This is a genomic window from Pseudoalteromonas sp. MMG024 (assembly GCF_021654175.1).
Lineage (GTDB): Bacteria > Pseudomonadota > Gammaproteobacteria > Enterobacterales > Alteromonadaceae > Pseudoalteromonas.
Genome location: NZ_JAKFZO010000001.1, coordinates 1 through 23,702 on the forward strand (window position 1 = coordinate 1; position 23,702 = coordinate 23,702).

Annotated in this window: 13 protein-coding genes and 9 tRNA genes; 6 read left to right on the forward strand and 16 right to left on the reverse strand. The window is 41.2% G+C overall.

The genetic code is table 11. From position 1 onward, the window contains the following. Nucleotides 1-244: 244 nt before the first annotated feature. The 12 genes from L1068_RS00005 to L1068_RS00060 all read right to left on the reverse strand — a co-directional run bounded on the left by L1068_RS00005 (nucleotide 245) and on the right by L1068_RS00060 (nucleotide 4,438). Nucleotides 245-329 (reverse strand) — tRNA-Leu (locus tag L1068_RS00005). Nucleotides 330-379: 50 nt separating this feature from the next. After that, nucleotides 380-456, reverse strand: a tRNA-Met gene (locus L1068_RS00010). A 2-nt stretch (nucleotides 457-458) separates the two neighbouring features. Beyond that, nucleotides 459-533: transfer RNA gene (locus L1068_RS00015), tRNA-Gln, on the reverse strand. A 48-nt stretch (nucleotides 534-581) separates the two neighbouring features. Further along, a tRNA-Leu gene (locus L1068_RS00020) sits at nucleotides 582-666 on the reverse strand. A gap of 94 nt (nucleotides 667-760) precedes the next feature. After that, nucleotides 761-835: transfer RNA gene (locus L1068_RS00025), tRNA-Gln, on the reverse strand. A 48-nt stretch (nucleotides 836-883) separates the two neighbouring features. Then, a tRNA-Leu gene (locus L1068_RS00030) sits at nucleotides 884-968 on the reverse strand. A gap of 21 nt (nucleotides 969-989) precedes the next feature. After that, nucleotides 990-1,064: transfer RNA gene (locus L1068_RS00035), tRNA-Gln, on the reverse strand. A 37-nt stretch (nucleotides 1,065-1,101) separates the two neighbouring features. Continuing rightward, nucleotides 1,102-1,186: transfer RNA gene (locus tag L1068_RS00040), tRNA-Leu, on the reverse strand. A 110-nt stretch (nucleotides 1,187-1,296) separates the two neighbouring features. Then, a tRNA-Met gene (locus L1068_RS00045) sits at nucleotides 1,297-1,373 on the reverse strand. Between the two features lie 716 nt (nucleotides 1,374-2,089). Continuing rightward, nucleotides 2,090-3,181, reverse strand: a complete 1,092-nt coding sequence (ychF, locus tag L1068_RS00050) for a redox-regulated ATPase YchF (RefSeq protein WP_237128527.1) — start codon at nucleotides 3,179-3,181, stop codon at nucleotides 2,090-2,092. A 32-nt stretch (nucleotides 3,182-3,213) separates the two neighbouring features. Then, a complete protein-coding gene (gene pth, locus L1068_RS00055) occupies nucleotides 3,214-3,804 on the reverse strand; it encodes an aminoacyl-tRNA hydrolase (RefSeq protein WP_010560394.1) in 591 nt (196 codons plus the stop codon). A gap of 19 nt (nucleotides 3,805-3,823) precedes the next feature. Next, nucleotides 3,824-4,438: a 50S ribosomal protein L25/general stress protein Ctc gene (locus L1068_RS00060; RefSeq protein ID WP_237128528.1), complete on the reverse strand. Its 615-nt coding sequence runs from the start codon at nucleotides 4,436-4,438 to the stop codon at nucleotides 3,824-3,826. Nucleotides 4,439-4,643: 205 nt separating this feature from the next. On the opposite strand from L1068_RS00060, the gene L1068_RS00065 reads away from it, so the two are divergent. Both L1068_RS00065 and L1068_RS00070 read left to right on the forward strand, forming a co-directional pair. Beyond that, nucleotides 4,644-6,377, forward strand: coding sequence for a DEAD/DEAH box helicase family protein (locus L1068_RS00065; protein ID WP_237128529.1), 1,734 nt, complete (start codon nucleotides 4,644-4,646; stop codon nucleotides 6,375-6,377). 84 nt (nucleotides 6,378-6,461) lie between these two features. Beyond that, nucleotides 6,462-9,608, forward strand: a complete 3,147-nt coding sequence (locus tag L1068_RS00070; RefSeq protein ID WP_237128530.1) for an HD domain-containing phosphohydrolase — start codon at nucleotides 6,462-6,464, stop codon at nucleotides 9,606-9,608. 274 nt (nucleotides 9,609-9,882) lie between these two features. Here the strand turns inward: L1068_RS00070 and L1068_RS00075 are convergent, their stop codons facing one another. The 4 genes from L1068_RS00075 to L1068_RS00090 form a co-directional block, all read right to left on the reverse strand. Beyond that, on the reverse strand, nucleotides 9,883-11,391 hold the full coding sequence (locus L1068_RS00075) for a SpoVR family protein (RefSeq protein WP_237128531.1): 1,509 nt from the start codon (nucleotides 11,389-11,391) through the stop codon (nucleotides 9,883-9,885). 16 nt (nucleotides 11,392-11,407) lie between these two features. Next, nucleotides 11,408-12,688 (reverse strand): YeaH/YhbH family protein, encoded by a 1,281-nt coding sequence (locus tag L1068_RS00080; protein WP_237128532.1) that lies wholly within the window; start codon nucleotides 12,686-12,688, stop codon nucleotides 11,408-11,410. 38 nt (nucleotides 12,689-12,726) lie between these two features. Then, nucleotides 12,727-14,649 (reverse strand): PrkA family serine protein kinase, encoded by a 1,923-nt coding sequence (locus L1068_RS00085; RefSeq protein WP_237128533.1) that lies wholly within the window; start codon nucleotides 14,647-14,649, stop codon nucleotides 12,727-12,729. Nucleotides 14,650-14,872: 223 nt separating this feature from the next. Further along, entirely contained in the window at nucleotides 14,873-15,454 is a 582-nt protein-coding gene (locus L1068_RS00090) for a Fe-Mn family superoxide dismutase (RefSeq protein ID WP_010560387.1), read from the reverse strand. A gap of 494 nt (nucleotides 15,455-15,948) precedes the next feature. Between L1068_RS00090 and L1068_RS00095 the strand changes: the two genes are divergently transcribed. The 4 genes from L1068_RS00095 to L1068_RS00110 all read left to right on the forward strand — a co-directional run bounded on the left by L1068_RS00095 (nucleotide 15,949) and on the right by L1068_RS00110 (nucleotide 23,620). Next, the gene (locus tag L1068_RS00095) at nucleotides 15,949-16,281 is read left to right on the forward strand and encodes a Grx4 family monothiol glutaredoxin (protein ID WP_010560386.1); all 333 of its coding nucleotides are present in this window, start codon (nucleotides 15,949-15,951) and stop codon (nucleotides 16,279-16,281) included. A 76-nt stretch (nucleotides 16,282-16,357) separates the two neighbouring features. After that, the gene (locus tag L1068_RS00100) at nucleotides 16,358-17,257 is read left to right on the forward strand and encodes a transporter substrate-binding domain-containing protein (RefSeq protein WP_237128534.1); all 900 of its coding nucleotides are present in this window, start codon (nucleotides 16,358-16,360) and stop codon (nucleotides 17,255-17,257) included. A gap of 479 nt (nucleotides 17,258-17,736) precedes the next feature. Beyond that, nucleotides 17,737-22,194 (forward strand): glutamate synthase large subunit, encoded by a 4,458-nt coding sequence (gene gltB, locus L1068_RS00105; RefSeq protein WP_237128535.1) that lies wholly within the window; start codon nucleotides 17,737-17,739, stop codon nucleotides 22,192-22,194. Between the two features lie 10 nt (nucleotides 22,195-22,204). Then, a complete protein-coding gene (locus tag L1068_RS00110; protein ID WP_237128536.1) occupies nucleotides 22,205-23,620 on the forward strand; it encodes an FAD-dependent oxidoreductase in 1,416 nt (471 codons plus the stop codon). The last annotated feature ends 82 nt before the right edge of the window (nucleotides 23,621-23,702 follow it).

A 23,702-nucleotide genomic window follows, 5' to 3' on the forward strand; every position in this document is an offset into this window, starting at 1 on the left:
AGTCTAGCTTGCGATAAAAGCTTGTTTAGAGAAGTCCGCTTACCCCCAAATCTCATTCATCTAACGTTACGTATGATCATAATCTCAAAAAATAGGTATTTAGCACAACGTTATTAATTTAATTAAAACTGAATAGTTTGGGTCAGGAGTAAACGTTGATTATTAACACTAGACAGTTAACAGAACAGCGTTAGATTTTGATAAAAGAGATAAAAGAGATAAAAGAGGAAGTATAATTGAAAAATGGTGCGGAAGGAGAGACTTGAACTCTCACATCCGAAGATACTGGAACCTAAATCCAGCGCGTCTACCAATTCCGCCACTCCCGCACATGGGTATTTTTCAACAGATAAACTGTTTTGGTAGTCATGTAAAAACATGGTGGCTACGCCCTGATTTGAACAGGGGACCCCATCATTATGAGTGATGTGCTCTAACCAGCTGAGCTACGTAGCCAATGGCTGGAGTACCAGGATTTGAACCTGGGAATGGCGGGATCAAAACCCGCTGCCTTACCGCTTGGCGATACTCCAACGAATACTCTTTCGAGTAAGTGATTAGTTTAGTTCTTATCGAGAACATGGTGCGGAAGGAGAGACTTGAACTCTCACATCCTAAGATACTGGAACCTAAATCCAGCGCGTCTACCAATTCCGCCACTCCCGCATATTGCTTAAGTATATTTGGAACCTAAATCCAGCGTCTATTTCAAGACATCTGTCAATGCCATCACTTTTGCATAGGGCTTCTCTAAGAAAGATGGCTGGAGTACCAGGATTTGAACCTGGGAATGGCGGGATCAAAACCCGCTGCCTTACCGCTTGGCGATACTCCAACGATTACTCTTTCGAGAAAGTGATTAGTTTAGTTCTTATCGAGAACATGGTGCGGAAGGAGAGACTTGAACTCTCACATCCGAAGATACTGGAACCTAAATCCAGCGCGTCTACCAATTCCGCCACTCCCGCACAGGGTATCTCTAGAAGAGATGGCTGGAGTACCAGGATTTGAACCTGGGAATGGCGGGATCAAAACCCGCTGCCTTACCGCTTGGCGATACTCCAGCAATGGTAGTAGATAGTTTTAGTTCCTATCAGAACATGGTGCGGAAGGAGAGACTTGAACTCTCACATCCGAAGATACTGGAACCTAAATCCAGCGCGTCTACCAATTCCGCCACTCCCGCATATTGCTCGAGTAATATTGGAACCTAAATCCAGCGTCTAATTCAAAACGTTGGCCAATCCCGCAACTTTCGCATACTTAAACAAAACTATGGTAGCATGTTTTAAAACATGGTGGCTACGCCCTGATTTGAACAGGGGACCCCATCATTATGAGTGATGTGCTCTAACCAGCTGAGCTACGTAGCCATGTTTTGTTCGTTGTCATCATCGCTGATGCGGGGCGTATTATGCTGATTACCCCCAAATCCGTCAACACCTTTTTTTCAAAAAAATGAATATTCCGAGTTGTTTGCGTTTTTTTTATTCGAACTGAACAAAAAACCGCAAAACAGAAGGTTGTTTAAGTTAAATATTATACAAAGGGTACTGCTGGAATTTAAATATTTAAAAGCCTTCATTCATTTTTACTTGCGGATGCTGCGTATTTTATTGCGTTAAGAAGTGAAAATAGTAACGTTAAGGAATATTGCTAGCTTATCTTTTAAGCATATCTAAATATCGCAGCGGAATTATGAACAACTGTAAGGTTGCCAGTGATTGCAGATCTGGATAACGAATGTCTTTATCGCATTGTTATAGCGTAATTTTACTTTAGGTTTATATGTTATTGGCCCGTACTTTTGTTTCACGAATATGAACTTTACATTAAGCAAAACCCTTGATTGCAGTAATAACAGGTTTTCTAAGTTGAGGTGCTTTAGTATTTTGAATACACATCTGAAGTTGAGTTGAACAAATTAAGCTGGATTTGTGAAATGGATAAATTGGGATTTGCTTCAGATAAGCACGCTTAGTTAATGAGTGAACATTTGAATTTAGTATTAAAGCTGTCTTGGCGCCCTAGCATGGGCCAGTAGAAAGAAAAAAGGCCCGCAAATGCGAGCCTTTTAAAACACTATTTCTTATACGTTAAATAAGAAGTTCATTACATCGCCATCTTTAACAATGTAATCTTTACCTTCTTGACGCATTTTACCTGCTTCTTTAGCACCTGATTCGCCATTGAACTCAATGTAGTCATCAAAGCCGATGGTTTGAGCACGAATAAAGCCGCGTTCAAAGTCAGTGTGGATTTTACCTGCAGCTTGCGGCGCCGTTGCACCGACAGGAATAGTCCATGCACGTACTTCTTTAACACCAGCAGTGAAGTAGGTTTGTAAGTTAAGCAATTCATAGCCCGCGCGAATTACACGGTTTAAACCTGGCTCTTCTAAGCCTAAGTCATCCATAAACTCTTTTTTGTCTTCGTCGTCTAACTCTGAAAGCTCAGCTTCGATTTCAGCACATACAGGAACAACTACCGCGTTTTCTTGTGCTGCAATCTCGCGCACTTTATCTAAGAATGGGTTATTTTCGAAACCATCGTCATTTACGTTAGCAATGTACATTGTCGGCTTAATCGTTAAGAAGTTGATGTACTGGATTGCTGCTTTTTCTTCTTTTTCAAGCTCTAATGAACGAAGTGTAAGGCCTTCATCAAGGTGCGCTTTCACTTTTTCAAGTACAACTAGCTCGAATTTTGCGTCTTTGTCGCCGCCTTTTGCTTTTTTAGCGTTACGTTGCACTGCACGATCAGCCGCTTCCATATCAGCAAGTACTAACTCAGTGTTGATAACGTCAATATCGTCTGCAGGGTCAATTTGACCTGCAACGTGTACGATGTTTTCATTTTCAAAACAACGTACAACGTGACCAATTGCGTCAGTCTCACGAATATTTGCAAGGAATTGGTTACCTAAACCTTCACCTTTTGACGCACCTTTTACAAGACCTGCAATATCAACAAATTCCATTGTTGTTGCCAGTACTTTTTGTGGATTTACGATAGCAGCTAGTTGATCTAGGCGTGCATCTGGAACCGCAACAACACCTGTATTTGGTTCGATGGTACAAAATGGAAAGTTTGCAGCTTCGATACCAGCCTGCGTAAGTGCATTAAATAGTGTTGATTTACCTACATTTGGTAGACCAACGATGCCACATTTAAAACCCATAATAATAAACCTTAAACTAAGTTAAACCAGTCTTAAGCGACTGGTTTAAATGTATGTAATCTGTTTTGTGCTTTTAACACACCGTCTTTTGCTAGTATTTCCATGCAGCGAACTGCCTCATCCACCACATCATCAATTAAAGCTTGATCTGCGGCGGGGGCTTTGCCTAGTACCCAGCCAGTGACTTTGTCTTTATGACCTGGGTGACCAATACCAATTCGCAAACGCATAAATTCTTTTTGGTTTGCCATTTTACTAATGATGTCTTTTAGTCCGTTATGGCCGCCGTGTCCACCGCCTTTTTTAATTTTGGCAATACCAGGCTCAAGGTCCATTTCATCGTGTGCGACTAAAATATTTTCAACAGGAATTTTGTAAAAATTGGCTAAACTACTGACCGCTTTACCACTTAAGTTCATAAAAGTAGTAGGTATCAATAATTTGAATTCTTGATTTTGGATAATCACTTTGCCAACTAGGCCGTGATGTTTAGAATCGTGTTTGAGAATGCAGTTGTAACGTTTGGCAAGTTCTTCGATGAACCATGCACCAGCATTATGACGGGTTTTTGCGTATTCGGGGCCTGGATTAGCCAGGCCCACAAGCATTTGAATATTATTCAAGGTGCTAACACCTTAATAATTATTCTGCAGCTTCTTCAGAAGCTTCTTCAGCAGCAGCGCCTTTAGGAGCGTTTAAAGTCACAACAGCTTGGTCGTGATCTGCGCCTTTAGCAAGCTCAACTGAAACAACACCAGCTGGAAGAGCGATATCAGAAAGGTGTACAGTTGCACCAACTTCTAACGCAGCAACGTCAACTTCGATGAACTCAGGAAGTTGTGCTGGAAGACATGTGATTTCGATTTCAGTTACAAGGTGAGCAACAGTGTTACCGCCTTTAGTTGCAGCTTCTTCGTTAAGGAAGTGTACAGGAACCTTAGTGTGGATCTTGTGGTTAGCGTCAACGCGTTGGAAATCTAAGTGCATTACTTTAGGCTTGAATGGGTGACGTTGGATATCTTTAAGGATAGCTTCAACTTTTTCACCGCCAATGTTTAAAGTAAGGATGTGGCTGTAGAAACCTTCATCTTCTTGTGCTTTGATCACTTTGTTGTGAGCTAGAGTAAGAGATACAGCTTCTTTTTCTGCACCGTAAAGAACAGCAGGAACTTTGTCAGCACGGCGTAGGCGGCGGCTCGCACCAGTACCTAAGTCAGAACGTACTTCTGCATCTAATGTGTATAATTCGTTAGACATGAATGTCTCCAATATTTTAATTAAAGTATGTTGAAAGCTTCGCGACCAAAGCTCTCACCTAAAAAAGGCGCGCTATAGTAACACTGCAACCTAATAAAAGAAACCATTATTGTACTTTTAAAAAGCGAAGGGTGAAATGTTGGTTTCATGATTGCAAAACCTAATGGCATAATTAGATTAACTCGATAATCAAAGCAAGTATCACGTGGCGTATCAACTAAGACCTTATCAGCAAGAAGCGGTTGAAAAAACCTTAACTCATTTTCGCAAAAGCAGTCGCTCAGCGGTTATTGTATTACCAACAGGGTCAGGGAAAAGTTTAGTAATTGCCGAACTTGCGCGTCTTGCACGTAAAAAAATACTGGTGGTGACACATGTTAAAGAGCTTGTTGAGCAAAACCATGAAAAATATGAAAGTTTTGGCTTAAAAGCGAGCATTTATTCTGCAGGGCTTAAGCAAAAGTCGCTTGCACACCAGGTTACCTTTGCCAGCGTTCAGTCACTTGGGCAAAACCTTGATGCACTAAATGACGAGTATTCATTGGTGATTATCGATGAATGTCACCGCGTCTCTGGCGATGATAATTCACAATATCAAAAGTTGATTGCCCATGTAAAAGGGAATAACTCTGAGTTAAAAGTGCTGGGTCTAACCGCCACACCTTATCGATTAGGCATGGGATTTATTTACCGCTTTCACTATCATGGCTTTGTCAGGGGAGATGAAAATGCCCCGTTTGAACATTGCATTTATGAACTGCCATTAAGGTATATGATTAAGCATCAATACCTTACGCCACCAAAATTAATCAACGCCGCAATCACGCACTATGACTTTGATTCACTCAGTAAAGATACGTTTGGGCGTTTTAGCGAACGTGATCTCAATCAACTGCTTAAAGAAAATCAGCGTGCGACTAAAGCGATAATTAATCAGGTGCTTGAGCTATCTGACTCATGTCAGGGGGTGATGATTTTTGCTTCAACCATTCAACACGCACAAGAGATCATTGAATATTTACCAAAAACGCAAAGTGCGCTGGTGATTGGTGATACCCATAACGCTGAACGCGATGCAATTATTCGTCGATTTAAAGCAAAAGACATTAAATATTTGGTGAATGTATCAGTACTCACTACAGGCTTTGATGCACCGCATGTGGATTTTATCGCTATTTTAAGGCCAACCGAGTCGGTTAGTTTGTATCAACAAATTGTGGGGCGGGGTTTACGCCTTGCTGAAGGTAAAACCGAATGCTTGGTCATTGATTATGCCGCTAATGGTTTTGATTTATTTCACCCCGAGGTTGGCAGCGTTAAACCTAATAGTGACAGTGAACCCGTGCAGGTGCTGTGCCCCGGTTGTGGTTTTGCTAACACCTTTTGGGGTAAAACCGATAGTGATGGCAAAGTCATAGAGCATTTTGGTCGTCGTTGTCAGGGGATCTTAGAAGACGAGGGGCATAGCGAGCAGTGTGATTTTCGCTTTCGCTATAAAGAATGTGAGCAGTGTGGCGCACAAAATGATATTGCCGCGAGGCAGTGTCATCAGTGCCATCAACCTATTGTTGATCCTGATGATAAGTTACGCGATGCGCTTAATTTAAAAAATGCGTTGGTATTGCGCGTCAGTGGCATGCAGTTAGAAGCACATAATCAGCGACTGAAAGTGACTTATCATGATGAAGATGGTGCAGACGTGAGCGAATATTTTAGCTTATCGTCAGATAAAGCGTCATTTTATTTTAAACGGCAGTTTTTGCGTGTGGGTGTTACCAGTAAAATTGATTTTTCTAACCCTAACTCAATCGTTACTCATCAATCATTGCTAAAGGTGCCGGACTTTGTGGTTGCAAAACGAGACAAAGGTAAAAATAAAGTGATAGAGCGAATTTTTGACTACCAAGGACAATTTAGAAAAGCACATGAGTTAAGATAAAAAATTTATATAAAACAAACAATAAGTATTTGGCGCTTGTTCAAAAATAGAACTAAACTCTAAGAAAAAAAACAGGCAGGGACGATGTTTTCAAGTACTAGAATTACTTTTCGCGTAACGCTCGCGTTTATTTGTTTGTTAATTGCTGTAATTACTGCATGCGTTGCTATTGGCTTACAATACTACTTTTCTAAACAAATTACGGTAAGCACCAGTCAGCAGTTTGCTGAACAAGTTGCCAAGCAAGTTGAATTATCTGTATCAAAAATGGATGATACGGCGAAGAACACTACATCATTACTCGCTAAATATTCATCTTTAATTGAAGGTCATACGCTTGTTGGAGAAGCAGACCAGATTCTCACTGAGCTGCTAATTGATCATAATGATTTTTATGCCATTTACTATGGATTTGATAATGGCGATTTTTATGAGTTGATTAATCTTGAGACCAACCAAAAAGTCCGGAAACAGCTTAATGCCGCAATGGAAGACCGGTTTGTTAAAATACATATTTATACCGATGATGAGCAAAGAGTTAGAAAAACTGAGTACCTTAACGATAAATTGCAGGTAAGACACAGTAAAGTTGAAGAGAGTGATTATGATGCAAGTAGCAGGCACTGGTTTATTAACGCCAATACAAAACGTGTTGTAAAATCCCCACCTTATCTATTTCATCATTTACAGGCTTCTGGCCAAACCTATTCGAAGATTGTTCATGGCACCAACCATGTTGTGGCCGTTGACTTAACATTGCAAACAATCGCTAAGCAGCTTAATGGCAGCTTTGAGCATAATCGCAACTCAGACAGTATTGAAGCGTATATTTATGATAGTCAAGGTGAGTTACTACTTAGCAATTTAGATGGCAAAGATAACGCAGTACTTAATGTTGAGCCGTTAACGCTTTCTAGTGAGCAGCAAGCATTAGTAAAGGAAGTTGGCTCTCTTAGTGTAAGTAATGAAATAAATTGGGCGCCGGTCGACTTTTCCATTTCAGGTATGCCGAAAGGGTATACACCAACATTAATCTCCTTACTCGGACAAAAACTTAACCTAGAGATTAATTTTATCAATGGTTATACGTGGTCTGAGTTAGTTTCTTTGTATCAAAATGGCAAAATTGATGTGTTGCAGCCAGTACATCAAACATTGAGCAATAAACAGTGGGGCGTATATTCTAAGCCTTTGCTTAATTTACCACTGACACTCGCAACCTTACCCGAAAATAATACGATTTCATCTCTTTCTGATCTTAATAATAAGCGATTAGCCATTCCTGAAGGCTGGTCACTGGTTGCAGCAATAAAGCACAGTTACCCTGAAATCACCATTGTTGAAGTCGCCGACTTACAAACGGCACTGTTAGCAGTTAAAAATGGCACGGTAGATGCCGCAATTGATAGTCAGTTGATACTAGCCTATACGGCGAAGATGTTTTTTATTGACGGGCTGCAATTTCATACAAATATTGATGCGAGCTTATTAAGTTTTGATACACACCTTCGTATGGTAGCAAAAGACAACAAAATTATTGAACTGCTAAACTTTGCACTTGAAAATGTAACGCAACAGGAACTTGCTTATTTATCTGAGCAGTGGCTAACGTTTGATCGAAGCGCTCAGGCCGTGGATGCCTCAACAGTTGTGCCTTATAAGCAATTAATTACTCTGTCAAAAGACAATGCTAACCATAATCGCTTACAAGTTATCGAAATTGAAAATACCGACTATTTACTTTTTATCGCACCTACAACGCTTGGTACAGAAGAACAAAATTACTTAGCCTTGTTGATCCCCACTAAGCTCGCGTATTCAGAAGGGCTAAGCTATGTCACTAAATCAATAATTGTGACAACCATTATTTTGTGTTTGTTAATGCCATTAACCTACTTTGTTGCGAGCCCCATTGTCGCTGCAATGCGCCGTTTAAGTGCAGAGAATACAAAAATAAAACAACGGAAATATAACGCAATTGACGTTGAGCATAGCTTTATTAAAGAAATTGACGATGTGTTTGATTCGCTCAATCAAATGGCCGAATCTATTCAAGCACATGAAGCAAAACAAGCAGAACTGCTCGATTCCTTTGTAAAATTAATAGCGCAAGCAATCGATGATAAATCACCTTACACAGCCGGCCACTGCAACCGTGTACCAGAACTGGGCCTTATGCTTGTGGGTCATGCGAGTGATTGCGACGAACCTCACTTTAAAGCATTTAAACTGGATACCGATGATAAAAAACGAGAGTTCAAATTAGCAGCATGGTTACATGATTGCGGCAAAATAATAACGCCAGAACACATTGTTGATAAAGGTACTAAGTTAGAGTGTATTTATAACCGTATTCACGAGATAAGAATGCGTTTTGAAGTCTTATTACGCGATGCCGAAATTAGTTTTTATAAGCAGTTGCAGCAACAGCCAGAACGCGAAAGCGAATTACAACTTGAGCTAAATGCTACTCAGCAAGCGCTTTACGAAGAGTACGAATTTGTTGCCAAAATTAACCAAGGTGGCGAATTTATGGAAGAAGACAAAATAACGCGCTTAGAAGAAATAGCAAAACGTACATGGCTGCGCCATTTCAGTGATAAAAAAGGATTATCACCGCTTGAAGAGTTAAAGAATGATCAACCTGATGAAGTATTGCCAATTACTGAGCAATTATTAGCTGATAAAAAAGGTCACATCATCAAACGAGAACAGGCGGTTGAGTATGCGCCTCATTTAGGTATCAATATTGAAGTGCCTGAGTATAAAGCGAATTTAGGCGAGTTGTATAACCTTAAAATTGGCCGTGGCACACTGACCGCGGAAGATCGTTTTATTATTAACGAGCACATTATCGGCACAATTAAAATGCTTGATTCGTTGCCTTTCCCATGTGAATTATCGAATGTGCCACGTTATGCCTCAACTCACCATGAAACACTCAAAGGAACGGGGTATCCAAGAAAATTAACAGGGGATGATTTATCAATTCCTGAGCGTATTTTGGTACTTGCCGATATATTTGAAGCACTTACCGCATCCGATAGACCTTATAAAAAGGCAAAACCCCTTAGTGTGGCGATTGATATTTTGCATAAAATGTCACTCGACCAGCATGTTGATATTGAAGTGTTTAAGCTATTTTTACGCTCTGGCGTGTATAAACAATATGCACAAAAGTACATGCCAAAAGAACAAATTGATGAGATTGATTTAACTAAGTACTTATAGCCTATGATATAAATTTTATAACTGTGTGAGTATGTTAACGAAGCAAATGCATTATTAAGAGTGTTGAGAGTTGAAAATTAGATAGCTCAGGGTCGAATTTTTCGTTTGGCTTTTGGTGTGTTTAGCTATATCAATAACTGAAATAGCATGGTTATAAGAAATTAAAAAAGGCTTGTTAAAAGCCTTTTTTAGTTTCTTGAGATGTAACCTAATTTGGTTTGATTTTGCCTAATTTAGGTTGTGACGATGGGTTACTTGTTCACACAGCCGCTTTTTACATACTATCCGCAGTCGAGAGCGGACAACGGGCAATTTCTTTTATTTCACCGTTTGCATCTTCTTGCTCTAAAATCACGTCAAACCCCCATAAACGATATAAATGTTTAATCACTTGGTCTTTAGTGTCCGCAAGCGGTATATCGTTGTGTGGCGTATAACGCAGTGTAAGCGCACGGTCACCTCGAACATTAACATTGAACACCTGAATGTTGGGTTCCAAATTACTTAGGTTATATTGTTCAGAGAGTGCCTGACGAATGGCGTGGTAGCCGGATTCATTGTGAATAGCACTCACTTCTAAGTGGCTTTCTTTCTCGTTATCTAAAATAGAGAAAAACTTAAAGTCGCGCATTAACTTAGGCGATAAAAACTGACTGATAAAGCTTTCATCTTTGAAATTTTCCATCGCAAAATGCAGAGTATCGAGCCAGTTACTGCCAGCGATTTCAGGAAACCAATGTTTGTCTTCATCTGTTGGGTTTTCACATATACGACGAATATCCACCATCATATTAAAACCGAGGGCATAGGGGTTAATGCCAGAATAGTAGGGCGAGTTATAAGGCGGTTGATACACAACATTGGTATGGGATTGCAGCACTTCTAACATAAAGGCGTCACTTAACTTACCTTCATCGTACAAATGATTAAGCAAGGTATAGTGCCAAAATGTTGCCCAACCTTCGTTCATTACTTGTGTTTGCTTTTGTGGGTAAAAATATTGCGAAATTTTGCGCACAATACGGATTATTTCACGCTGCCAAATTTCGAGTAATGGTGCTCGTTTTTCAATAAAATAAAGAATATTCTCTTGTGGCTCACTGGGAAAACGTGCGGCTTGTGTTTCAGCTTCGCTTTGTTGTGAGGGAATGGTTTTCCACAACTCATTAACTTGAGATTGTAAGTAATCCTCGCGTTCTTTCTGCCTTTTTTGTTCTTCAAACAGGGATATTTGTTGAGGTCGTTTGTAGCGGTCTACACCATAATTCATTAATGCATGGCACGAGTCGAGAAGTTTTTCGACTTCTTCAACGCCGTACTTTTGTTCACATTCGGCAATGTAATTTTTAGCAAACAGTAAATAATCAATTATAGAGCTTGCATCGGTCCAGGTTTTAAACAGGTAATTACCTTTAAAAAATGAATTATGGCCATAGCAGGCATGTGCCATAACAAGCGCTTGCATCGGCATGGTGTTTTCTTCCATTAAGTATGCAATGCACGGATCTGAATTGATTACAATTTCGTAGGCAAGCCCCATTGCACCACGCTTGTAGTTTTGCTCTGTTTGAATAAATTTTTTGCCAAAAGACCAATGACTATAGCCAATAGGCATACCAACGCTGGAGTAGGCATCCATCATTTGCTCTGCGGTAATTACTTCAATCTGATTAGGGTAAGTATCGAGGCGGTAAATCTCTGCAACCCTAGCAATCTCGGTTTGGTATTCTCCGAGTAAATCGAATGTCCAATCAGGACCATCGCTTAGTACTTTTTTACTCATAACTAGTCCTTGAAAATTAAGCTACATCTGCGGTGGTATCTTTTTTAAATAACTCTCTGAATATAGGGTAAATGTCTTCCACAGATTTAATGTGTTGAATGGCGAAGTTTTCATGGGTATCAGCGAGCACTTGATATTCACGCCATAGGCTTTGATGTGCTCGGGTGGTGATTTCGATATAAGCGTAATAGCGCGTAACAGGCAGAATTTTATTTGTAAGCCAATCACTGCATTGTGGCGAATCATCAGCCCAGTTATCACCATCAGATGCTTGCGCAGCATAAATATTCCACTGTTCAGAGTCATAGCGCTCTTTGATTATTTCGTCCATGAGCTTTAATGCACTTGATACAATGGTGCCACCCGTTTCTTGCGAATAGAAAAACTCGTGTTCATCCACTTCTTTCGCTTGGGTATGGTGACGAATGTAAACAACTTCGATGTCCTTGTAGGTACGGGTTAAAAATAAATAAAGCAAAATATAAAACCGTTTTGCGGTTTCTTTGGTTGCTTGATCCATCGAGCCCGACACATCCATTAAGCAAAACATCACAGCTTTAGAACTTGGCTCAGGGCGCTTCTCATAGTTTCTAAAACGTAAATCAAAGGTATCAATAAACGGTACTGTGGCAATTTTATTTTTAAGTTGCTCTATTTCTTTTTCAAGCAGGGCAATTTCGCTTTGGTTGTCCTTTTTGTTTTTTGTCAGCTCAGCAAGTTTTTGCTCAAGTTCGGCTAATTGACGTTTTTTGCCTGCGGTCATTGCAATGCGTCTTGCGACTGAGCCTTGCAATGAACGAACAATATCAATATTTGAAGGCACTCCATCGTTACTGTAACCAGCACGATGGGTTTTCATTTGAACTAACTTATTGAGTTGATTCTGTTTCAAGTTTGGCAGTGCAAGATCTTCAAACAGCAAGTCTAAGTATTCATCTTTTGAAATGGAAAAAACAAAATCATCTTGGCCTTCTCCAGAGTCACTGGCATCACCTTCGCCCGCCCCTTGACCTTGTCCGTCAAGGGGTCGTTTTATTCTGTCCCCTTGACTGAATTGGTCATTGCCTGGATGCACCATATCGCGTTTGCCACCTTTACCCTGATGGAAAATAGGCTCCTGCATATCACGACTTGGAATCGAAATGCTTTCGCCTGTTTCCACGTCAGTTACGCTGCGTTTGGCAATCGCATCGGAAACCGCCTCTTTAATTTGGCGCTTGTAACGCTTAATAAAGCGTTGGCGGTTAACCGTATTTTTGTTTTTCCCGTTTAAGCGTCGGTCAATAAAATGTGCCATATACGCCTCCGTAGGTCTTCTTTACAATTACTACTAACTTACTGTGACTTACGAACTCGTAAATACCATTCACTGAGCAAACGAACTTGTTTAGCTGTATAGCCTTTTTCAACCATGCGGTTAACAAAGTCCTCGTGCTTTTGTTGATCTTCGGCGCTGGTTTTTGCATTGAATGAAATAACAGGCAGTAGATCTTCGGTATTTGAGAACATTTTCTTTTCGATGACCGTTCTTAATTTTTCATAACTCGTCCAAACAGGGTTTTTACCATTGTTGTTAGCACGTGCTCTTAAAACAAAGTTTACGATCTCGTTACGGAAATCTTTTGGATTAGAAATTCCCGCTGGCTTTTCAATTTTCTCTAGTTCTGCATTGAGTGCAGCTCTATCAAATAATTGGCCTGTATCTGGGTCGCGGAACTCCTGATCTTGGATCCAGAAATCGGCATAGGTTACATAACGGTCGAAAATGTTTTGGCCATATTCAGAATAGGATTCTAAATAAGCGGTTTGAATTTCCTTACCGATAAACTCCACATACTTCGGAATTAAGAAACCTTTTAAGAACTCAAGGTAGCGCTCTTGGGTTTCTTGTTGGAATTGTTCGCGCTCAATTTGTTGCTCTAGCACATAGAATAAATGAACTGGATTGGCTGCCACCTCAGTGTGATCAAAGTTGAAAACACGCGATAAAATCTTAAAGGCAAAACGCGTTGATAGGCCGTTCATGCCTTCGTCAACACCGGCGTAATCTTTGTATTCTTGGAACGATTTAGCTTTCGGATCGGTATCTTTTAAGCTCTCGCCATCGTACACGCGCATTTTAGAATAAAGACTTGAATTTTCAGGCTCTTTAATTCGTGATAACACTGAAAACTGCGCTAGTGTCTCTAATGTGCCTGGGGCACATGGCGCCTCGTTTAGTTCTGAGTGTTGTAGTAGTTTCTCGTAAATTTTCATTTCTTCAGAAACACGCAGGCAATAAGGCACTTTCACAATGTAAACACGGTCTAAAAACGCTTCGTTGTTTTTATTGCCTTTAAACGTTTGCCATTCTGATTCATTAGAGTGAGCCAAAATCATACCATTGAAGGGCAGGGCAGAAAGACCTTCGGTACCGTTGTAATTACCCTCTTGGGTTGCGGTTAATAATGGGTGAAGCACTTTGATTGGTGCTTTAAACATTTCGACAAATTCCATTAAGCCTTGGTTAGCGTGACAAAGTGCACCGGAATAGGCGTATGCGTCGGCATCGCTTTGCGCAAAATGTTCAAGCTTACGAATGTCCACTTTACCGACAAGCGCGCTGATGTCTTGGTTATTCTCATCGCCAGGCTCAGTTTTCGCGATAGCAACTTGGTCTAGAATAGATGGGTAACGCTTTACTACTTTAAATTTCGTAATATCACCGTTGAATTCGTGCAGGCGCTTCGTGGCCCACGGTGACATAATTGTTTTTATGTATCGATTGCTAATACCATATTCTTTTTCGAGAATATTGCCGTCTTCTACTGGGTCGAATAAGCAAAGGGGGTGATCATTTACAGGGGAATCTTTAAGGCAATAAATAGGTACTTTTTGCATTAGGTACTTTAGCTTTTCAGCAAGTGATGACTTACCACCACCCACAGGACCAAGTAAATAAAGTACCTGTTTGCATTCTTCAAGCCCTTGAGCTGCATGCTTTAAGTAGGCAACGATTTGTTCAATGCTTTCTTCCATGCCGTAAAATTCTTTAAAGGCAGGGTAGCGCGCAATAACACGGTTAGAAAAAATACGACTGAGTGTTGGATCTTGTGATGTATCCACCATTTCAGGCTGCCCAATCGCCATTAATAACCGCTCTGCTGAGCTGGCATAGGCGGATTTATCTTCTTTACAGATCTCGAGAAACTCAGCAATAGTAAATTCTTCTTCTTTTGCGGCTTCGTAACGAGATTGGAAATGATCAAAAATTGTCATATAGACCTCCTAAATACCGGAAATTTTGCAACAGCAATAAAACTAGCCACTATTTATAAGGTTAGACGGGATTTTTGATTGTGCGAGATAAATAAAAGATATTTAAAGAAAAAACTTTACTATATTTCAGAGCGTTGAATATTGTGCAATAGTCGGTGAGGAATTATGAAAAGAGCTTTGAAATGTCAGTAAAACGCATGCGTTTTACTGACAAAAACAGGTGTTAAGCTAGGTTTGCGTTTGCAAATTCCCAGTTAACTAGTGCCCAGAAACCGTTTAGGTATTCAGGACGCACGTTACGGTAATCGATGTAGTAAGCGTGTTCCCAAAGGTCAACAGTGATGATTGGCGTAACACCCGCTTCAGTTAGTGGTGTAGCTGCATTTGACGTGTTAACGATGTCTAGGCTGCCGTCAGCTAGTTGTACTAACCATGTCCAGCTTGAACCAAAGTTGTTAACAGCTTTGTCGTTGAAAGCAGCTTGGAATTCAGCGAAAGAACCCCATTTTGCGTTGATTAGCTCAGCAACTTTACCTGTTGGCTCGCCACCACCGTTTGGTGAAAGGCTGTTCCAGTAGAATGTGTGGTTCCAGATTTGTGCTGCGTTGTTGAATACACCACCTTCAGAGCTACATACTACTTCTTCAAGAGTTTTGCCTTCGAAGTCAGTGCCTTCTACTAGACCATTTAGTTTTACAACGTATGTGTTGTGGTGCTTACCGTGGTGGAACTCTAGTGTTTCTTTTGAGATATGCGGCTCAAGCGCATCGATTGCATATGGTAGTGACGGTAGTTCAAAAGCCATTTTATTTCTCCGTTGGCGTTAAAAAAGCGGACAACATTTTACATGAAGATGTCCGATATAAGTGTTAAACTATACCCGAGTATTTTACTCAAGTTTTTATAAACAGCAATGCTAGAAATAATTTGCGGTTATATTTTAAACAGTTAGTTACATTTTAACTGTTATTCAACGCGTCTAGCATAGTATTAACTTAAAGAAAATTCACCTATTGTGATAGGGTGCATTTAACTTTGTTGATGTTTTTTCAGCTAGGTGTTTGAGCTAAGGCCTAACGCGCGATTATCGTCTCGTTTTAACTGATGTCATTGATAATTTAGTGTGTGAGATGTGCATGGTCAAATGCCTGCCAATAGATGCGAATAAGTCTATTGGCATGTTGAAAAAGAGTAATAATCGACAATGAAACTGCGCTAGTGTGCCAAATAAGGCGAGTAAATCACTCGGTTGAATTGCTAAACAAAGATAAATTACGCCAAAAGGTGTCGAGGTAGTAAATGGAAACGTTAGACAAGATTAAGCAACAGATCGCAGAAAACTCAATTCTACTTTATATGAAGGGCTCTCCAAAATTACCGAGCTGTGGTTTTTCATCTCAAGCGTCACAAGCTTTAATGGCATGTGGTGAGCAATTTGCATACGTTGATATTCTTCAAAACCCTGATATCCGTGCAGAGTTACCAGCTTATGCAAACTGGCCTACGTTCCCACAGTTATGGGTTGAAGGTGAGCTAATTGGTGGTTGTGACATTATTGTTGAAATGTTCCAACGCGGTGAACTACAACCTTTAATCACTGAAGTTGCCGCTAAAAATAAAGAAGCAGAATAATATTACGTTAAGTAGTAATTAATTTTGTGGTATTTTTGCTAAGCTTAAACCATTAGTATGATGTTTTAAGCTTAGTATGACTTTTCAACCTTATTTTATTCCTCTAGTTGTTTCGCTGCTTTTATTGAGTTTAGAGAGCGTTGCAAAATCATTCGAACTTTCATATCAACATCAGCAACAAACTAAAACGATCACCGTTAATCAGCCCTCTGCCAACCGTTTTGAAATAGCCCGTGAACTACCACAGCAATTAAGCTTAGTAACGCTTGATTGGCCGCCATACATTGACCGTAATTTATGTGACAAAGGTTGGGTATTTAAACTTACCGCAGCACTATTTAATGAACTTGGGTTTGGTATTAGCGTCGAGTTTTTTCCTTGGGCTCGCTCGGTACGTATGGCTGAATTAGGGCAGGCTGATATTTTGTTCCCAGAATACTTTATAGAAGTGACTGCTCCAAGTGATGTAATAGCACATAGCTTTAGACGTAACAACTTAGCGTTATCAAACCCTTACGCAGGCGGCTTAATCGGGCTAATGAGCCGAGAAAATTATAAAGCAAAATACGATGGCACTTTTCAGTCGATCCAAGGTGCGAGAATTGGTGTTGTAAGAGGGTATCAAAATACCCCTGAGTTTGATAAGCACCTTGATATTGGCTTTTTTAATGCAATTCAAGCGCGCGATGATCAACAAAACCTAAAACTCTTATTGGCGAGTCGGGTAGATTACATTGTTGCTGATCCCAATGTAGTCGATTACCTATTAAGTCACGACGAGCGAAGTGACAAAAATCAAATTAAATTTATTGAACCGGCCTTTCAATATAATGATTTTTACTATGCTATAAGTAAACGCAACGCAATGTGGCAATCGCTGCAAGTTAAAATTAATACCAAGCTATCAGAGTTTGAGCAAGCCGGAACGATTAAAACCATTCAACAAAACGCCGGAAAGTGTGCGCCCGCAAACTAGCGTCCTGCCTGATGTACAAGATAATTCAAGTTTAAAAAGAGGGTTTTCGGTTAATTGGTATTACCATGAATAAATATTCAAAATCATGAATGGTTTACGTTTACGTAAACTACAGTTGAGAGTTGTTTTTATTTACATGGTGTTAATATGATACCGGTGTCAATGAGATCCTATAACCAAGATAACCCCAATTTAGAGGCTTTCCCCGGTTAGGTTGTTGAATTTATGTATAAGTGAAAAATATTCAATAACCTGAATATGTATTCATAATTTGGTTGACTCTAAGCAATATCTTGGTTAATTTTGAGAATCGCGCAAGTGAACACTCGGCACGTACCAACATTAGCAACCTTTGTTTCGCGTTAACAAAATCGCTATTACTTATCGAACTGTCATAAAACTTCGATACGGTCACGCCAATACTTCCGTCAATCACAACTGTTTTGTTCACTTGAGCTGTAGCAAGGGAGGAGTCCAACATGTTATATGACTCGAGATTAGAAAAAGATAATTGCGGTTTTGGCCTTATCGCGCACATTGAAGGTCAGCCGAGTCACAAATTAGTTCGCACAGCGATCACTGGGTTAGACCGAATGCAACACCGCGGTGGTATTGCAGCAGATGGTAAAACCGGCGATGGCTGTGGGTTGTTATTGCAAAAACCAGACGGTTTCTTCCGTGCTGTTGCCGCTGAAAACGATTGGCACTTAGGTAAAAACTACGCTGTTGGTATGTTATTCCTAAGTCCTGATCCGGTTATCGCAGAGCACAACAAACAGATTATTAGTGAAGAACTAGAAAAAGAAACGCTAAAACTGGTTGGTTGGCGCGATGTGCCCGTTAATCCAGCAAGTCTAGGACCTATTGCGCTAGAACAATTACCGAATTTTCAGCAGGTCTTTATTTCAGCGCCAGAAGGCTGGCGTCCAAAAGATTTAGAGCGCCGTTTGTACATCGCACGACGTCGCATAGAAAAACAAATTAACGATGATCATTTTTATATTGCGAGCCTGTCGGGCTTAGTATCGGTGTATAAAGGCTTAATGATGCCGGCAGATTTGCCGAACTTCTACCTTGATCTAGCTGATATGCGTATGGAATCTGCTATCTGCGTTTTCCACCAACGTTTTTCTACTAATACGCAACCGCGCTGGCCGTTGGCACAACCATTTAGATACCTTGCACACAACGGTGAAATTAACACTATCGAAGGTAATCGCCAGTGGGCGAGAGCGCGCGCATATAAGTTTTCGTCACCATTACTTCCTGACTTACAAAGCGCAGCACCCTTTGTTAATGAATCGGGTTCAGACAGTTCAAGCCTAGATAATATGCTAGAGCTTTTCTTAGCGGGTGGTATGGATATTTTCCGAGCGATGCGCATGCTAGTGCCACCTGCATGGCAGAAAAACCGTGCAATGGATGAAGACTTACGTGCCTTTTATGATTTTAACTCAATGCACATGGAGCCTTGGGATGGTCCTGCAGGGTTAGTAATGTCGGATGGCCGATTTGCCGCGTGTAACTTAGACCGAAACGGATTACGTCCTGCGCGTTATGTAATTACTAAAGACAATCATATTACTTTAGCGTCAGAAGTGGGTATTTGGGGTTACTCTGCTGACGAGGTTAAAGAAAAAGGCCGTGTTGGGCCGGGTGAATTACTCGTTATTGATACATTGCATGGCAAAGTATGGCAATCGTGCGAAATCGACGAAGATTTGAAAAAGCGTCATACCTATAAGCAGTGGTTAACTGATAACGTGAAACGTTTAGTACCACTTGAGGAAATTGACGAGCAAGACCTTATCGGTCAACGTGAATACGACGATGATATGTTGGCGATTTACCACAAGCAGTTTGCTTACAGTAATGAAGAACTTGACCAAGTTATTCGCCCAATGGGCAGCTCAGGCCAAGAAGCAACGGGGTCAATGGGCGATGACACGCCATTTGCGGTGCTGTCGTCACAATCACGTTTAGTGTATGACTATTTCCGTCAAAAATTTGCGCAGGTGACTAACCCGCCAATAGATCCATTACGTGAAAACCATGTTATGTCACTGGCTACCTGCATTGGTCGTGAACAGAATGTATTTAACGAGACAACAGGGCACGCAAAACGCTTACAGTTTTCATCGCCAGTGTTGACTTACTCTGATATGAGTCAGTTATTGTCTGCAGATCAGGCGCATTATTCATTTGCCTCATTGTCGATTAATTATGATAAAGATGACTCATTGTTATCGGCAATTGAAAACGTATGTGATCAAGCGGAAGAATTGGCGCGTCAAGGTACGGTATTGATTGTATTAAGTGATAAGGGTTTAACGCCTGACACTTTGCCGATTCCTGCTGCGATGGCAGTGGGTGCTGTGCAGCGTCGTTTAGTGAGTAAGAACTTACGCTGTGATACTAACATTATTATTGAAACAGCGAGCTGTCGTGACCCACATCAATTTGCCGTATTACTCGGCTTTGGTACTACCGCTATCTACCCATATTTAGCATATGAAACGCTAACACAAATGGTAGATACCGGCATCATAGAAAAATCGTATCGCGATGTGACCTTGGCGTATCGTAATGCAATTAACAAAGGTCTCTACAAAATAATGTCCAAAATGGGCATTAGTACCGTTGCTAGCTACCGTTGTTCGATGCTGTTCGAAGCAGTAGGGTTAAGCGATGAAGTTGTAGACTTGTGTTTCTCAGGCGTTGTTTCGCGTATTCAAGGTGCAGACTTTAACGATTTCCACCAAGATCTTATTAATTTATCGCGTAAAGCGTGGATCAAGCGCAAGCCGCTCGACCACGGAGGCTTGTTAAAATACGTACATAACGGCGAGTATCACGCGTACAACCCTGATGTGATCCAAACATTACAAGTAGCTGTGCGCTCAGGTAATTATCAGGATTATCAAAAATATGCGGATTTAGTAAACACTCGTCCAGTCACTAATATTCGTGACCTGTTAAAACTGAAAACAGGGCAAACGGCTATTGATGTGAGTGAAGTGGAAGATGCGACTGAACTCTATAAGCGCTTTGACTCAGCGGCAATGAGTATTGGAGCGTTATCGCCTGAAGCACATGAAGCGCTAGCGATTGCAATGAACCGCTTAGGTGGCTGTTCAAATTCAGGTGAAGGCGGTGAAGATGTCGCTCGCTACGGCACCGAAAAGAATTCGCGTATTAAGCAAGTTGCATCGGGTCGATTTGGCGTGACGCCGCACTATCTCAAAAATGCAGATGTCATTCAGATTAAAGTGGCTCAGGGTGCAAAACCAGGTGAAGGCGGGCAATTGCCGGGTGAAAAAGTGACACCATACATTGCTAAGCTACGCTATTCAGTACCTGGCGTAACATTAATTTCGCCACCACCGCATCATGATATTTATTCAATCGAAGATTTAGCTCAGCTTATTTTTGATTTAAAGCAAGTAAACCCAGATGCCATGATTTCAGTGAAGCTAGTATCCGAACCGGGTGTAGGCACAATTGCTACTGGTGTTGCTAAAGCTTATGCCGATCTTATTACCATCGCCGGTTACGATGGTGGTACGGGCGCTTCACCATTAACCTCTGTTAAGTATGCGGGTTGTCCTTGGGAACTTGGCCTTGCAGAAACGCAGCAGGCACTGGTTGAAAATGGTTTACGTCACCGTATTCGTTTGCAAACCGATGGTGGTTTGAAAACTGGTTTAGATATTATTAAAGCGGCTATTTTAGGTGCAGAAAGCTTTGGTTTTGGCACCGGTCCTATGGTTGCACTTGGCTGTAAATACCTGCGAATTTGTCATTTAAATAACTGTGCAACAGGTGTTGCAACGCAAGACGAAACACTGCGTGCGAAGCATTATCACGGTTTACCGGAAATGGCGATGAACTACTTTAAGTTTATTGCTGAAGAAGCGCGCGAAATTATGGCGAGCTTAGGCGTAACTAAATTAGTTGATTTAATTGGCCGAACCGATCTGCTTGAAGTGCTTGAAGGCACAACAGCAAAACAAAGCAAGCTCGATTTATCGCCTGTTATTGCAAAGCCAAATAATAAGAGTGGTGAAACCTTATATTGCAGTGCGCCAAATACATCGCACTACGAAGGCAAACTTAATGAAAGTTTGTTGGCTCAAGCAAAAGAGGCAATTGAGAGCAAAACGTCTCTTAAATTGCGAGCGCCTATTCAAAATACCGATCGTTCAGTTGGTGCGTTGTTATCTGGCCATATTGCTGATCTTCACGGAAATCAGGGTTTAGCGGCCGATCCGATTATTATCGAATTGCAAGGTACGGCAGGTCAATCATTGGGTGTTTGGAATGCGGGCGGTCTTGAACTGCATGTAACTGGTGATGCTAACGATTATGTCGGTAAAGGCATGGCTGGCGGTAAAATTACCGTACGTCCGCCGCTTGGTTCATCGTTTAAATCACATCATGCAACGATTGCAGGTAACACCTGTTTGTATGGTGCTACTGGCGGTAAATTATTTGCTGCTGGTCGAGCGGGTGAGCGCTTTGCGGTGCGTAACTCGGGTGCTATTGCGGTAGTAGAGGGACTCGGTGATAACGGCTGTGAATATATGACTGGCGGTATTGTGTGCGTGCTTGGCGACACCGGTATTAACTTTGGCGCGGGTATGACAGGTGGTTTTGCTTACGTACTTGATGAAAAAGGCGACTTTGATAAACGCATCAATACAGAGTTGGTTGAGTTATTAGAGCTTGCAGATTTAAATATTCATCACGAACATTTACGCGGCTTAATTGGCGAGCATTTAGAAGCAACACAGTCAAATCGTGCAGAGCAAATTCTTGCTGATTTTGAGTCATACATTGCGCAATTTAGATTGGTTAAACCTAAGTCGAGTGATGTGAAAGGTTTGCTTGGTCATAGAGCACGTTCAAGTGCTGAATTAAGAATACAGGCGCAATAGGAGAAGTACAATGTCACAAAACGTATATCAATTTATCGATGTGCAGCGTGTCGACCCGCGCAAAAAGCCTATTTCGTCACGTAAAAAACAGTTTGTTGAAATCTACGAACCGTTTTCTGCGAAACAAGTTGATTCGCAAGCCGATCGTTGCCTTGATTGTGGTAACCCATATTGTGAATGGAAATGCCCTGTACACAACTATATTCCACAATGGTTAAAATTGATCAAAGCCGGCAAAGTGATCGAAGCGGCTGAATTGTCGCATCGCACCAATAGCCTGCCTGAAGTGTGTGGACGCGTATGTCCGCAAGACCGTTTATGTGAAGGTGCGTGTACACTCAACGAAGAATTCGGCGCGGTAACCATAGGTAATATCGAAAAGTATATTTCTGATACGGCCTTTGCGATGGGCTGGAAGCCAGATATGTCGCACGTGGTTTGGAGCGATAAGAAAGTTGCTATTATCGGAGCGGGGCCTGCAGGGTTAGGTTGTGCTGATATTCTTGCGCGTAATGGTGTTAAGCCTGTGGTGTTTGACCGTCATCCTGAAATTGGCGGTTTACTGACGTTTGGTATCCCATCGTTTAAATTAGAAAAATCGGTAATGGAAAACCGCCGTGAAATTTTCACGGGGATGGGCGTTGAATTTGTGTTAAATACCGAGGTCGGTAAAGACATTGCACTACAAACCATTATTGATGAATACGACGCGGTATTTTTAGCGGTGGGCACTTATCAAAATATGCGTGCAGGTCTTGAAAACGAAGATGCTGATGGTGTGTTTGATGCATTGCCATTTTTAATTGCCAATACCAATTTTCAAATGGGTTATGATGAAACACCAGAATCTTACATCAATATGCAAGGCAAACGCGTCGTTGTGTTAGGTGGTGGTGATACGGCAATGGACTGTGTGCGTACCTCAATTCGTCAAAATGCAAGTAGCGTTGTGTGTGCTTATCGTCGTGATGAAGCCAATATGCCAGGCTCAGTACGTGAAGTAAAAAATGCCAAAGAAGAGGGCGTTGAGTTTATGTTTAATGTACAACCAAAAGGGGTTGTACTTAATGACAGTGGCAAAGTAACTGGCGTAAAAATGGTTAAAACGCAGCTTGGCGAGGCCGATGGAAATGGCCGCCGCCGTGCAGAGGAAGTAGCAGGTTCTGAGCATGTTGTGCCAGCCGATGCGGTGATCATGGCATTTGGTTTCCAGCCTCATGCAATGCCGTGGTTAAGTGAGTTTGATGTAGAGCTTGATAAATGGGGCCGCATTGTGGCACCGGAGCAAGGCGCATATACGCATCAAACATCTAATCCTAAAATCTTTGCTGGTGGCGATGCAGTAAGGGGTTCTGATTTAGTGGTTACCGCTATTTATGAGGGCCGCAACGCAGCAGAAGGCATTATGGACTATCTCGAAGTTTAGTGCTGTGTAGCCTGAATGTGGTTAAACATTTAAGGCAGCTTATAACATTAAAAAAGGTGGGTAAATGCCCACCTTTTTTGTG